The sequence below is a fragment of the Streptomyces synnematoformans genome, from assembly GCF_039531005.1.
Taxonomy (GTDB): Bacteria; Actinomycetota; Actinomycetes; order Streptomycetales; family Streptomycetaceae; genus Streptomyces; species Streptomyces synnematoformans.
In genome coordinates this window covers 1-12,790 of the sequence record NZ_BAAAPF010000208.1, presented here as the reverse complement: position 1 = coordinate 12,790, position 12,790 = coordinate 1, and the positions used below count along the sequence as shown (strand labels likewise).

13 protein-coding genes and 1 pseudogene are annotated in these 12,790 nt (G+C 76.6%); 9 read left to right on the top strand and 5 right to left on the bottom strand.

Going from position 1 to position 12,790, the window contains the following annotated elements; translation table 11 throughout:
* Positions 1–115: 115 nt before the first annotated feature.
* Positions 116–661 (top strand): annotated as a pseudogene (locus ABD317_RS25335) (saccharopine dehydrogenase family protein); the annotation flags it as partial.
* Positions 662–722: 61 nt separating this feature from the next.
* On the opposite strand, the gene ABD317_RS25330 reads toward ABD317_RS25335, so the two are convergent.
* Entirely contained in the window at positions 723–2,009 is a 1,287-nt protein-coding gene (locus ABD317_RS25330) for a DUF4185 domain-containing protein (protein ID WP_344292285.1), read from the bottom strand.
* 83 nt (positions 2,010–2,092) lie between these two features.
* Here ABD317_RS25330 and ABD317_RS25325 point away from each other — a divergent pair, with 83 nt between their 5' ends.
* The 3 genes from ABD317_RS25325 to ABD317_RS25315 all read left to right on the top strand — a co-directional run bounded on the left by ABD317_RS25325 (position 2,093) and on the right by ABD317_RS25315 (position 4,204).
* Complete coding sequence (locus ABD317_RS25325) at positions 2,093–2,575, top strand: phosphatase domain-containing protein (RefSeq protein WP_425582435.1); 483 nt, start codon at positions 2,093–2,095, stop codon at positions 2,573–2,575.
* Between the two features lie 123 nt (positions 2,576–2,698).
* Complete coding sequence (locus tag ABD317_RS25320; protein WP_344292283.1) at positions 2,699–3,127, top strand: hypothetical protein; 429 nt, start codon at positions 2,699–2,701, stop codon at positions 3,125–3,127.
* 66 nt (positions 3,128–3,193) lie between these two features.
* Entirely contained in the window at positions 3,194–4,204 is a 1,011-nt protein-coding gene (locus tag ABD317_RS25315; protein WP_344292281.1) for a DUF3048 domain-containing protein, read from the top strand.
* Between the two features lie 36 nt (positions 4,205–4,240).
* On the opposite strand, the gene ABD317_RS25310 is transcribed toward ABD317_RS25315, so the two are convergent.
* A complete protein-coding gene (locus tag ABD317_RS25310; protein WP_344292289.1) occupies positions 4,241–5,230 on the bottom strand; it encodes a zinc-binding alcohol dehydrogenase family protein in 990 nt (329 codons plus the stop codon).
* A gap of 243 nt (positions 5,231–5,473) precedes the next feature.
* On the opposite strand from ABD317_RS25310, the gene ABD317_RS25305 reads away from it, so the two are divergent.
* On the top strand, positions 5,474–6,019 hold the full coding sequence (locus ABD317_RS25305; RefSeq protein WP_027751906.1) for a DJ-1/PfpI/YhbO family deglycase/protease: 546 nt from the start codon (positions 5,474–5,476) through the stop codon (positions 6,017–6,019).
* Between the two features lie 28 nt (positions 6,020–6,047).
* Here ABD317_RS25305 and ABD317_RS25300 read toward each other — a convergent pair whose 3' ends face one another.
* Positions 6,048–6,533, bottom strand: coding sequence for a DUF4442 domain-containing protein (locus ABD317_RS25300; protein ID WP_344292278.1), 486 nt, complete (start codon positions 6,531–6,533; stop codon positions 6,048–6,050).
* Positions 6,534–6,650: 117 nt separating this feature from the next.
* Positions 6,651–7,745 carry an ATP-dependent DNA ligase gene (locus ABD317_RS25295; protein WP_344292287.1) on the bottom strand — a complete coding sequence of 365 codons (1,095 nt, stop codon included), beginning with the start codon at positions 7,743–7,745 and terminating at the stop codon, positions 6,651–6,653.
* A 49-nt stretch (positions 7,746–7,794) separates the two neighbouring features.
* On the opposite strand from ABD317_RS25295, the gene ligD reads away from it, so the two are divergent.
* The 3 genes from ligD (at position 7,795) to ABD317_RS25280 (ending at position 11,155) form a co-directional block, all read left to right on the top strand.
* A complete protein-coding gene (gene ligD, locus ABD317_RS25290) occupies positions 7,795–8,805 on the top strand; it encodes a non-homologous end-joining DNA ligase (RefSeq protein ID WP_027751909.1) in 1,011 nt (336 codons plus the stop codon).
* A 102-nt stretch (positions 8,806–8,907) separates the two neighbouring features.
* Entirely contained in the window at positions 8,908–9,807 is a 900-nt protein-coding gene (locus ABD317_RS25285; RefSeq protein ID WP_027751910.1) for a Gfo/Idh/MocA family oxidoreductase, read from the top strand.
* A 316-nt stretch (positions 9,808–10,123) separates the two neighbouring features.
* Positions 10,124–11,155 carry a DUF8094 domain-containing protein gene (locus ABD317_RS25280; protein ID WP_344292275.1) on the top strand — a complete coding sequence of 344 codons (1,032 nt, stop codon included), beginning with the start codon at positions 10,124–10,126 and terminating at the stop codon, positions 11,153–11,155.
* Between the two features lie 46 nt (positions 11,156–11,201).
* Here the strand turns inward: ABD317_RS25280 and ABD317_RS25275 are convergent, their stop codons facing one another.
* The gene (locus tag ABD317_RS25275) at positions 11,202–12,269 is read right to left on the bottom strand and encodes a sigma factor (protein WP_344292273.1); all 1,068 of its coding nucleotides are present in this window, start codon (positions 12,267–12,269) and stop codon (positions 11,202–11,204) included.
* A gap of 135 nt (positions 12,270–12,404) precedes the next feature.
* Between ABD317_RS25275 and ABD317_RS25270 the strand changes: the two genes are divergently transcribed.
* Positions 12,405–12,790: FAD-dependent oxidoreductase (locus ABD317_RS25270; RefSeq protein WP_344292271.1), on the top strand; the 386-nt coding region annotated here is incomplete at its 3' end.

Genomic DNA, 12,790 nt, shown 5'->3' with positions numbered 1-12,790 from the left:
CCCGGCGGCGTAGTGGCGGTAGCGGAAGTCCGGGCCGTACCGCGGCAGCGCGGCGCCCGACCGCCCCCCCACCCGGGACTCCAGCGTCGGTATCGGCACCCCCCAGGTCCGCAGCGCGCCGCTGGGCGCGCCGGTGCGCAGCGGCGCGCTGCGGACCTGGGGGCTGCCGATACCGACGCTGGAGTCCCCGGTGGTGGCGCGGTCGGCCGCCTCGCTGCCGCGGTACGGCCCGGACTTCCGCTACCGCCACTACGCGGCCGTGCGGCGGCTGCCCGTCGCCGCCGGCACCGTGCTCGGCGCCGGGGCCTTCGCCGCGGCGGCGCAGGTGCCGCCGCTGCGGAGGCTGATGGCCTCCCGGCTGGCCCCGGGCACCGGGCCGAGCGAGGAGCGGCGGGCGCGCAGCTGGTTCTCCGCCCGCTTCGTGGGCACGGCCGCCGACCGGCGAGTGCTGACGGAGGTCAGCGGCGGCGACCCGGCGTACGACGAGACGGCGAAGATCCTGGCGGAGGCGGCGCTGTGCCTGGCCTACGACCCGCTGCCGGAGACGTCGGGGCAGGTCACCACGGCGCAGGCGATGGGCGGGGCGCTCACGGAGCGGCTGGTGGCGGCGGGCATGGGCTTCCGGGTGCGGAGCACGTCGGCCCTCCCGGGGTCCCCGTAGCGGAACGGTTCCGCGCGGTCCGCGCAGGTCCGCGCACGCCGTGGCGGCGGCCCGTCCGCCGTCACTCGGCGGCGTCGAGGTGCAGGCGCACGAACCTCGGGCGGTACAGGGCGACGTTGCGGTGCACGTGAGCGGAGACGGTGTCCGCGGAGGCGTCGAGCCAGTTGACGTCGTAGCCGAGCAGCAGCCCGTCCCCGGAGCCGGCGCCGGGATGGGCCTGCGGGTTGTACGCGGCGGCGCCGGAGCCGCCGCCGGCGTCGTCCGGCAGCGGCGCGGTGAACGCCTTGTCCGGCCCGTGCCACGGGCCCTCGGGCCGGCACGCCCAGTACGACGCGACCGTCGTCAGCCCGCTGCCGCGAGGCCCGCCCGCGTCCATCGTGAACAGCACCCAGGTGTCCCCCCGGCGCACCACGCTGAACGCGCTGCCGACGCCCCGGCGCCCGCCGTCGCCCAGCACCGGCGCCGAGCGGGCCGCTTCGCGGCTCCAGCGCTCGCCGTCCCAGTACCGCCACGCCGAGCGGTCCGCGAGCCGCCCGGCGGGCACGCGCGCGAGGTGCGCGCGGGAGCTGCGCTCGGCCTGGTCGGGGGTGCGGCCGTCGGTGCCGCCCCAGACGTACGTGAAGCCGCCGCGCCGGACGGCCGCCGCCCCGTAGACGACGCGGTCGGCGGGGTCGGCGACCCGCGACTGGTCGTCGACCTGGGTGATGCCCTCCAGACGCAGGTCGGGCAGCGACAGCGTGGCGACCTCGGTGGCCAGCGGCACGCCGTAGATCCACGGCTGCTGCGCCTCCTGCCGGTGCCACAGCAGCACCCGCAGCACCTGTTCGGACGAGCCGGGGGCGCGCGGCTCGACCACGGCGTGCACCGGCCAGCGCCACTGCCGCAGCGGGGCGGCGGGCTCGGGGAAGAGCGAGGCGGGCGCGCCGGGCGTGCCGCCGAGGAGGGTGCGTTCGAGGCGGCCGTCCGCGGACATGACGAGGGCGGCGTTGCGGGTCCAGGCGGGGGTGCCGAGCGTGGTGTCGCGCCAGGCGTGCGGCTGGCCCTGCCGGTTGGGCGGCGGCTGCACCCGGCCGAGGTACGGGTCGGAGACCAGCCAGAGCGTGCGGCCGTCGGGCAGCCGGACCGAGTGGTTGCCGTCGCCGCCGGTCCAGTCGTCGGTACGGGTCGCGTCGTCGCCGTAGCGCGCGAACTCGTCCGTCGTCGCGGCGTCCGCGGTCCAGCCGGAGACGGCGAGAGCGGTACAGGCGTCGGCGCCGTCGCCGTCGTCGTCGGTCAGCACGACCACGAGGCCCACGACGAGCAGCAGGGCCAGGGCGATCCCGGCGCCGGTGGTCTGGCGTCGCTCCATCGGGGCACGGTAACCGGCGGGGCCGGTGAGCTGTAAGGAGCCCGGTGGGAGACCCGGCCGGCACCCCTCCGTAGGCTGGCGGCGTGGCGAAGCGAGACCTCGCGGTGTTCGACCTGGACGGCACCCTCACCGACACCCGGCACCGGCTGCACCACGTCGCGTCCGCCCCCAAGGACTGGGACGCCTTCTTCCGCGCGGCCCCGCTCGACCCGCCGCTGCCCGAGGGGGTGGCGCTGGCCCTGCGGTGGGCCGAGACCTGCGAGGTCTGCTACGTCACCGGGCGCCCGGAGCGCACCCGCCGGGACACCGAGGCCTGGCTGGCCGGACACGGCCTGCCCGAGGGCCCGCTGTGGATGCGCCGCGGCGGCGACCGGCGGCCGGCCCGGGTGGCGAAGCCGGAGCTGCTGCGCCGGGTGGCCCGCGGGCGCACGGTGGCGGTGGTCGTGGACGACGACGAGCCGGTCTGCGCGGCGTACGAGAAGGCCGGCTTCCGGGTCGTACGGGCCGACTGGATGCCGCCCGCGGAGACGCTGCGCGCAGCGCAGGAGGACGAGGGCCGTACGTAGGGCGGCGACCCGCGCGGCCCGCGCCGGGCTCCCGGACGGCGCCGCGCGGGGCGGCACCCGAATCCCAGCGGGATCGCGGCCCGCCCCTTCCCCCGTGCGGCCGGGCCACTACGCTCGGCGCACATGACCTCCCGCGACGACACGGACCTCGACGACACCGGCCTCGACGACACCGGGAAGACCGGGATAGCCGGGCCGGCCGCGGCCGGCCCGCCCGGCACCGACGCGGGCGACCCCCACACGCCCGGCGCCGGCGACCTGGGCGACCCGCTCGCACCCGACGGCGACGAGCCGCCGCCGCCCCGCCTGACGCCGCGCCAGGCCCGCCGGGTGCGGGCGCTGACCTCCGCGGGCGTGATGGTGGCGGTGGGCGTGGGCATGGTGGTGCAGTTCCGCAGGGAGCCGTCGCTGCTGACGTTCGCGCTCTACGGCGGGGCGCTCATCCTCTCCGGCACCGCGATCATGCTCAGCCGGGCGGGCCGCACCCGGGTCGCCATGGCGGTGCTGGCGGCCGGCTTCGCGTTCGTGGTCGCCGATCAACTGCTGCGCTAGAACCGCCACGGTAGCGGGCGGCCGGGGCGGGTAGGTCATCGGTAGCACGGCTCAGTGGGGGGTTCGTTGAACAAGAAGCACGCGGCCGCCGCGGCGGCACTCCTGGTGCCCGCGGTCGCCGTCACGGCGGTGCTCGTCGCCCGGCCGCACGGCGGCACGGGGGAACCGGCCCACCGCCCGCAGGCGCGCTCCTCCCCCGCCTCCCCGGCACCGTCCCCGTCCGCCCCGCCCGCCCCCGCGGACGAGCCGCCCGCGCCCGAGGGTCCGGTGCTGGGCGTGAAGCTGGACAACGCCGCGCCCGCGCGGCCCCACACGGGCCTGGAGCAGGCCGACGTGGTGCACGTGGAGCGGGTCGAAGCCGGCATCAGCCGCTTCCTCGCCGTCTACGCCTCCGGGCTCCCCGACGTCGTGGGGCCGGTGCGCAGCGCCCGCGAGACGGACCTGGAACTGCTGGCGCAGTACGACGACCCGGTGCTCGCGTACTCGGGCGCGCAGGGCAGGCTCAAGCCGTACATCAACCGCGCCCCGCTGCGCCCGGTGCCGCCCGAGGAACTGCCCGGCGCGTACTTCCGCGGCACCGACCGGCCCATGCCGCACAACCTCTACCTGCGGCCCGGGCGCGTCACCGACGCCGCGCCCGAACTCGCCGGCCTGGCCGCCGGGTCGCTCTACGAGACCGGCGCGGCCCCGGCCGGCGGCCGGCGGACGGCCGCCCGCACGGTGGAGATGCCGGCCGCGCGCTTCACCTTCGACTGGTCGGCCGAACGGCGCGGCTGGGAGGTCGCCATGGACGGCACGCCGGCCCTCAGCGGCGGGGAGCGGCTCGCGCCGCCGACGGTGGTGCTGCAGGAGACGACGATCCGCAGGGGCGGGTTCGGCGACCGGTGGGGCAACAACTCGCCGTTCACCGAGACCGTCGGCTCCGGCGACGCCACGGTGCTGCGGGACGGCCGGGCGTACGCCGCCGAGTGGGACCGGCCGACGGCGGCGGACCGCACCGTGTTCACGACGCCGGACGGCGAGCCGATGCCGCTGGCCGAGGGGCAGGTGTGGGTGGTGTACGTGCCGCGCGGCTGACCGCGGCGCCGGGCGCCCGGCCCGCCGTGCGCGCCCTCACCTCGCCGGCAGCCGCAGCACCGCGGCGCCCCCGACCCGCCCCGCCGCCAGGTCGTCCAGCGCGGCGTCGGCCCGGTCGAAGGGGTACGGGGTGACGGTCGCGCGCACCCCGTGCGCCGTCGCGGCGGCGAGGAAGTCCCGGCCGTCGGCCCGGGTGTTGGCGGTGACGCTGCGCAGCACGCGCTCGCGGAACAGGTGCCGGTCGTACGACAGCTCCGGGATCGCGGTGAGGTGGATGCCCGCCACGCTGAGCGTGCCGCCGGCGTCCAGCGCCGCCAGCGCGACCGGCACCAGCTCGCCGGCCGGCGCAAACAGCACCGCCGAGTCGAACGGCTCCGGGGCGGGCTCGTCGACGCCGGCGGCCGTCGCGGCGCCCAGCTCCAGCGCGAGCCGCCGGGCCGCGCGGGAGCGGGTGCGCACGTGGACCTCGGCGCCCTCGGCGAGGGCGAGCTGGGCGGTCAGGTGGGCGGAGCCGCCGAAGCCGTAGATGCCGAGCCGGCCGCCCGCGGGCAGGTCCGCCAGCCGCAGCGCGCGGTAGCCGATGATCCCGGCGCACAGCAGCGGGGCCAGTTCCTCGGCGGCGGGCTCCTTGGGCAGCGCGTACGCGTACGGGGCGGGCACCACCGCGTACTCGGCGTACCCGCCGTCCGCGTCCCAGCCGGTGTAGCGCGATCCGGGGCACAGGTTCTCCCGGCCCCGCTCGCACCAGCGGCAGCGGCCGCAGGTGCGGCGCAGCCAGGGGATGCCGACGCGGGACCCGATGCGCCGCTCGGCTGCGGACCCGGCCGCGACCACCTCGCCCACCGCCTCGTGGCCGGGCACGACCGGCGTCCGGTGCGGCGGCAGGTCGTGGTCGCGCACGTGCAGGTCCGTCCGGCAGACCGCGCAGGCCTCCACCCGGACGAGCAGCTCGTCGGGGGCGGGCCGGGGCACCGGCGACTCCACGGGCTCCAGCCGGCCCCGCCCGGTGACGGCCCAGGCCCGCATGGCCCTCGGCAGCACGGCTCCCATGCCCCCATCCTCGCGGCCACCGGACCGCTCGGTCCACGACGCGCCGGGCGCCGCGCTCCCGTGCGACCCCGGGTGCACTCGGCCGGGCCCGGCGCGCGGTGTGTCCGGCTGCGCCGCACGGGTACCCGCAGGTGGCGCTCCGGAAGAGGACCGGACCGGGTTTGACCGCAGCGTGTCCGGTGCGCCGGCACGCACCGTGACCACCGAAAGGACACACCCATGCCCATCGCATTCCTCGTCGCTCCCGAGGGGGTCGAGCAGGTCGAGCTGACCGAGCCGTGGCAGGCCGCCGTGGACGCCGGCCACACCCCGCGGCTCCTCTCCACCCGGCCGGGCCGGGTGCAGGCGTTCGACCATCTGGACAAGGCGGACACGTTCGAGATCGACCAGGTCGTCGCCGAGGCGGCCCCCGACGAGTACGAGGCCCTCGTGCTGCCGGGCGGCGTCGCCAACCCGGACTTCCTGCGCATGGACCCCGACGCCGTGTCGTTCGCCCGCGGGTTCTTCCAGGCCGGCAAGCCGGTGGCGGCGATCTGCCACGCGCTGTGGCTGCTGGTCGAGGCGGACGTCGTCCGCGGGCGCACGCTCACCTCCTGGCCGAGCCTGCAGACGGACATCCGCAACGCCGGCGGCACCTGGGTCGACGCGCAGGTGCAGGTCTGCCGCGACGGGCCCGCCACGCTAGTCACCAGCCGCAGGCCGGACGACCTCAAGGCGTTCTGCGACGCGTTCCTGACCGAGTTCGCCACGGCCGCGAGCGGCTGAGAACGGGCCGCGGGACCCCGCGGGCGGTTCAGCGCCGCTGGCGGACGGCGGCGGTCCGCGTGACGCGGCGGACGCTCCACTCGAACCCGCCGCGGCAGACCACCGTGTGCCGTTCGTCGGTCACGACGGCGTCGGTGCTGATGCGTGCGCGGTCGGCGGTGCCGGCGAGGACGGGGCGCAGCACCTGCACGGCCGACGAGCTGAGCTTGCAGGACGCGATGAGCCGGCCGCGGGCGGGCGCCAGGTACTCGAACGAGGCGGAGGCGCCGAGCGGCAGCACGCCCTCCAGCTCGCCGGGCGCGTCCCCGGCGGCGAGGATGGCGGCCAGTCCGGCGGCGTCGACGAGGGTGGCGAGGCCGCTGGAGTGCAGCGCGCCGATGACGTTCCCGAGCACGCCGGGAGCCTCGACGGCGACCTCGGCGGCGCCGTCGACGGCGCGCAGCACCGTCAGGCCGGCGGTGCGGTGGGCGGGAACGGGCTCTAACAGCGAGCGTGCCAGGGCGGTGGCGTCCATGGAGACATGGTGCCGGTGGTCGGCGAAGGCGGCGGGTCCTGGAGGCCAACTCCGGCTGACGGACAGGTTCCGTTACGCCGCTCCGGCGCCCGGCCGCGGCGGCCGGCCGGCGCCCGCTCACTGCTGCGGACGGGAGGTAAGCACCTCGTTCAGGTCGTATTTCACCGGCTCCTCCAGCTGCTCGTACGTGCAGCTCTCCGGCGTGCGGTCCGGCCGCCAGCGGCGGAACTGCGCGGTGTGCCGGAACCGGACCCCGTTCTCCATGTGGTCGTACGCCACCTCCAGCACCCGCTCCGGCCGCAGCGGCACCCACGACAGGTCCTTCTGCCCGCTCCACCGGCTCGGCGCCCCGGGCAGCCGCGCCGACTCGTGCGCGTCCTCCTTCGTCCAGTCCGCCCACGGGTGCCGCGCCTGCTCCTCGGGATCGTCGATCCGCAGCGGCGCCAGCTCCTCGACCAGCTCGGCGCGCCGCTTCATCGAGAACGCCGCGCACACGCCCACGTGCTGCAGCACGCCCCTGTCGTCGTTGATGCCGAGCAGCAGGGAGCCGACCACGGGCCCCGACTTGTGCCAGCGGAAGCCGGCGAGCACCACGTCGGCCGTGCGCTCGTGCTTCACCTTGACGAGCACCCGCTCGTTCTGCCGGTACGGCAGCCCGGTCGGCTTGGCGATTATCCCGTCGAGCCCGGCGCCCTCGTACTGGTCGAACCACGCCTCGGCGACCGCCAGGTCCAGCGTCGCCGGCGCGATGTGCACCGGTGCCGCGGCGTCCGCCAGGGCGCGCAGCAGCGCCGCGCGGCGCTCGGACTGCGGGGTGTCCAGCAGCGCGTCGTCGCCGAGCGCGAGCAGGTCGAACGCGACGAAGCTGGCCGGCGTCTGCTCGGCGAGCATCCGCACCCGGGACTCCGCGGGGTGGATGCGCTCGGTGAGGGCGTCGAAGTCCAGCCGGTCGCCGCGGACGATGACGATCTCGCCGTCGACGACGCACCGCTCGGGCAGGTTGGCCTTCAGCGACTCCACCAGCTCCGGGAAGTAGCGCGTGAGCGGCTTGCCGGTGCGGCTGCCGATCTCGATCCCGTCGTCGGCGGAGCCGTCCCGGAAGACGATGGCGCGGAAGCCGTCCCACTTGGCCTCGTAGAGCATCCCGGGCGGGAGCCTCTTCTGCGGCTTGGCGAGCATCGGCTTCACGGGGGGCATCACCGGCAGGTCCATGTGCGCCACGGTAAGGCGGGATTCGGACATCCGCCTTACTGTGGCGCACATGGGTGCAGCGATTCAGCTCCAGGCGGGCGACAGAACGGTACGGCTGTCCAGCCCGGACCGGGTCTTCTTCCCGGCGAAGGGCTACACGAAGCTCGACCTCGCGCGGTACTACGTCGCCGTCGGCGACGGCATCGTACGGGCGCTGCGGGACCGGCCGACGACGCTGGAGCGCTACCCGGAGGGGATAGGCGGTGAGTCGTTCTTCCAGAAGCGCGCGCCGAAGAACACGCCCGACTGGATCCCCACCGCCCGCATCACCTTCCCCAGCGGGCGGTACGCGGACGAGATGTGCCCCACCGAGCCGGCGGCGGTCGTCTGGGCGGCCCAGTACGGCACGCTGACGTTCCATCCGTGGCCGGTGCGGCGCGGCGACACCGAGCACCCCGACGAGCTGCGCATCGACCTCGACCCGCAGCCCGGCACGGACTACGACGACGCCGTGCGCGCCGCGCACGAGATGCGCGCGGTCCTCGGCGACCACGGCCTCACCGGCTGGCCGAAGACCTCCGGCGGGCGCGGCATGCACCTGTTCGTGCCGATCGCGCCGCGCTGGACGTTCGTGCAGGTGCGCCGCGCGGTGCTCGCCGCCGGGCGGGAGCTGGAGCGGCGGATGCCGGACCAGGTCACCACCGCGTGGTGGAAGGAGGAGCGCGGCGAGAAGGTCTTCGTCGACTACAACCAGATGGCCCGCGACCGCACCATCGCCTCCGCCTACTCCGTGCGGCCCCACCCGCACGCGCCCGTCTCCGCGCCGCTGACGTGGGCGGAGGTCGACGACGCCGAGCCGGACGACTTCGACCTCGTCACCATGCCGAAACGCTTCGCCGAGGTCGGCGACGTGCACGCGGACATGGACGGGCACGCCTTCGACCTCACGTCGCTGCTGGAGCTGTCCGAGCGGCAGGAGCGGGACCACGGCCAGGGCGACATGCCCTACCCGCCGGACCACCCGAAGATGGCGGGCGAGCCGAAGCGCGTGCAGCCGAGCCGGGCGCGTCCGGAGGAGTGAGGGCCGCGCGCCGGGCCCGGCCGGCCCGGCGCGGAGGGTACCGGAGCCGTGCGAACGCGGACCGCCCCACCTGCGGCGTACGGGTGATCGTAGACTCGGCGCATGCGATTCGGACTCCTCGGCACCGGCCCCTGGGCAGAGCGCGCGCACGGTCCCGGACTCCAGGCACACCCGCGGGCGGAGATCGCCGGCGTGTGGGGCCGGCGTCCGGAGGCGGCGCAGGCTCTCGCCGACCGCTTCTCCACGCGCGCGTACGACGACGTCGACGCCCTCTTCGCCGACTGCGACGCGGTGGCCGTGGCGCTGCCGCCGGACGTGCAGGCCCCGCTCGCGGAGCGCGCCGCCGCGGCGGGCTGCCATCTGCTGCTGGACAAGCCCGTCGCCACCGACGTGGCCGCCGCCAGGCGGGTGGTGGACGCGGTCGAGCGCGCCGGGGTGGCCTCCGTCGTCTTCTTCACGCTGCGCTTCCGCGCGGAGACCGCCGGCTGGCTGGCCGAGCGGGCCGGCGAGGAAGGGTGGCTGCTCGGCCGCGCCGACTGGCTCTCGCCCGTCTTCGCCGGCGCCGACACGCCGTTCGCGGCCTCGCCCTGGCGCGGCGAGAAGGGCGCGCTGTGGGACGTCGGACCGCACGCCCTGTCGATGCTGCTGCCGGTCCTCGGCGACGTGGACCCGGCCGCGCCCGGCGCCGTCACCTCCGCGCGGGGCCCGGGCGACACCGTGCACCTCGCGCTGCGGCACGACTCCGGCGCGTCCAGCACGTGCACGCTCAGCCACACCGTCCCGCCGCAGGCGTCCGGGGTCACCGTGCAGCTGCACGGCACGCCCGGCGTGCAGACGGCGCCGGAGCGGGACGACGGCCCCGTGCCCGCGTTCGTCAACGCCGTGGACGCGCTGCTGGAGGCGGCCGGCAGCGGCCGGCCGGACCCCCGCGACGTACGCCTCGGGCTGCGCGTGTCGGAGATCCTCGCGGCGGCCGAGGAGCAGTTGTCCGCACGCGGGTGACCCGCTGCGCTACGGGCACGTGTACGGGCCGGGCAGCGGCTACGCGGTCGGGGACGGGACGCGCGGCGGCGCGGCCGACGGGTCGTTCACCGCGCAGGTCCGGGCCGGCCGGGTCCCGCCCCGGACAAGCTCCGTCGGGTACGCGCGGCGCCGGACGGCGGCGGGCACCGGGCGGGCAGGCGGGGTAGCCGCGGGCGCCCCCGGGCCGCGCCGGTCCGCCGTCCCGGCCGCGTTCGGGGGCAGGCACGGGGGCCGGGGAGGCAATGCCTAGACTCGCCCCGACCACTGATCTTGACCGCACCGGGGGGTTCCGCCCATGGGCACGACCAAGTCCGCCGTATCCACCGCCGCCGCGGGACTGGCCGCGCTCGTGCTGACCGCGGCGTGCAGCGGCGGTTCGGACGACGACGCGGGGGACGCGGGCGACGGCGCGGCGGGGCCCCGGCCGGTGCTCAGCGAGGCCCGGGCGCGCACCGTGCTGGAGAACTACGTCGAGGCCAACAACGCGGCCAACGCCGAGCTGGACCACGGGGCGCTCGGCAAGGTCGAGGGCGGCGCGCTGTTCCAGCAGAGCCGGGCGCAGTACCGGCAGTTCCCCACGTACGAGAAGAAGTACCAGAAGCGCTACAAGAAGCCGTTCCGCTACCTCGCCGACAGGGCCAACTACCACATCCCCGCCCGCGGCGACTGGTACATGGTCGACGCCCCCGTCGCGGGCCCCGGCTACCACGAGGGCGACCGCAGCCTGCTCGTCTTCCAGCGCGCCGGCGGCACCTGGAAGAATGTCGCCTCCGTCGGCATCCAGGGCCGGGTGCCCGAGGTCGCCCACGGCGACGCCGGGCTGCCGACCGTGCTGCCCGCCGACGCCCGGGTCGGCTCGACCGCGCTCGACGGCCTCGACGACGCGGTCAACGACCTCTACGTGTCGGGGGGCCGGAAGGAAGGCAGGCTCCTCGCGGAGAGCGAGGTGCGCCGGAACATGGTCAAGGACCACACCACCCGGCGGGACTGGATCAAGCCGGAGCACGACGGCTACTTCGAGACCGAGTTCGAGACCGAGAACCGCAAGTGGGACGAGGCGTACGAGCCCGCCTTCCCCGACGTCTTCGCGCTGCGCACGGCCGACGGCGGCGCGCTGGCCGTCTTCAACTCCTACGACGCGCGGGTGGACTTCGCGACCCGGCCGGGCTTCCACGTCATCCCGGGCGACGCCACCAGGCTGTACGTCGAGGAGGAGGAGCCGCCGGGCGTGCGGGAGTACTACGCCGTGCAGAACGCGGCGTACGTCCCCGCCGACGGCAAGGTCGAGCAGCTCGGCGGCGAGGTCGAGATGATCGGCGCCAGCTGACCACGCGGCGGGCGGTTCGGCGGGGTGCCGCCGGGCGGCCGGAGGGTCAGCCGTCGAGGGGCTGCAGCTCCAGGCGGCCGAGGTGCTCCGGGTCGGCGATCACCTCGATGCCGACGATCGTGCCGTCGGCGACGTCGAGGGTGAACGCGATCTTCGGCTGCCCCTGGTGCAGCCACACCAGCCCGGGCGCGCCGTCCACCAGGGCCGGGCGGGCGGCTCTCAGCCGCCCCGTGAAGACGTCCGCGACCGCCACCGCGCCGCGGACCTCCTCCGCGGCGCCGGCGGCCACCGCGGTGGCGTCGGCGTGGAGCACCACGTCGGGGTCGAGCAGGGCGAGGAGCGCGTGGAAGTCCTCCCCGCGCGAAGCGGTGAGGAACGCGCGGGCGGTCACGCTCCAGCGCGGTGCTGCGCGCCCCTCCGCCGGGGTGGCGGTCGCCGCCGCGGCGCTGGCGGCGGGCGGTGCGGCCGGCGACGGGCCCGGCGCCTCCCCGCTCCGGCGGCCCGCCTCCGCGCCGTCGGCCCCGGTGCCCTGCATGCGCCGCCGGGCGCTGAGGGCCAGTTCCCGGGTCGCGGCCGGCGAGCGCCGTACGATCGGGGCGATCTCGTCGTAGGGGACCGCGAACAGGTCGTGCATGACGAACGCCAGCCGCTCCGCCGGCGCCATCGAGTCGAGCACGGCGAGCAGCGCGATCCCCACGGAGTCGCCGCGGAACCTCTCCTGGTCCCGCTCCGGCCGGTCCGCTCCCGCCACGCCGGCGGCTGTGCCGACCGCGGGCTCCGGGGCGGCAGTCGGCTTGTTCCGTTCACCTGCGCCCTCCGGCCCGTCCGACCCGTCCGGCCCGGGCGCGGGCTCCCACGGCTCGGGCGGGTACAGCGGGTCCTCGCCCCGCGCCGCCCGGGCCCGGAGGATGTTCAGCGAGACCTGGCCCACGACCGTCCGCATCCAGCCCCCGAAGCTCTCGACCCCGTCCGGCCCCGCGCGGCTCACCCGCAGCCATGCCTCCTGCACGGCGTCCTCGGCCTGACCGGCCGAGCCCAGCACCCGGTGGGCGACCGCGCGCAGGTGCGCGCGCTGCTCCTCGAAGCGCCGGGCCAGGAAATCGTGCTCGTCCATCGGGTCCTTCCTCCGTTCCACCGCGTCACCACCGTGACCAGCGGAGCGCGCCCGATGTGACAGTACGGCCGGCGGAGGTGCCCGGGTGGTGAGACGGCGTTGCCGTGCGGACGGGGGCCGTGGTCCGATCGCCGCATGACTCGCCGCATCGTGATCGTCGGGGCCGGGATCGTCGGTTCGTCGCTGGCCAGAGCGCTCGCCGGGAGGGACGGATGCGAGGTCACGGTCCTCGACCGCTCCCCCGCCGGCCGGCTGTACGGGTCCACGGGACACGCGCCCGGCTACGTCGGGGTGCTCGGCGAGTCCCCGGTCCTCACCGACCTGGCCCGCGCCACCGTGCGGATCTACCGGGACCTCACGGACGACGACGCGTCCGGCGCCGCCCCGCCGGACGGCGGCGCCGGCTTCGAGGAGACCGGCTGCCTGGAGGTCGCCACCTCGCCCGCGGCGTACGGGACGCTGCGCGGCCGCGCCGCCCGGGCCGGCGCCGCGGGCGACGCCCCACGAGCCGCGCGGCCAGG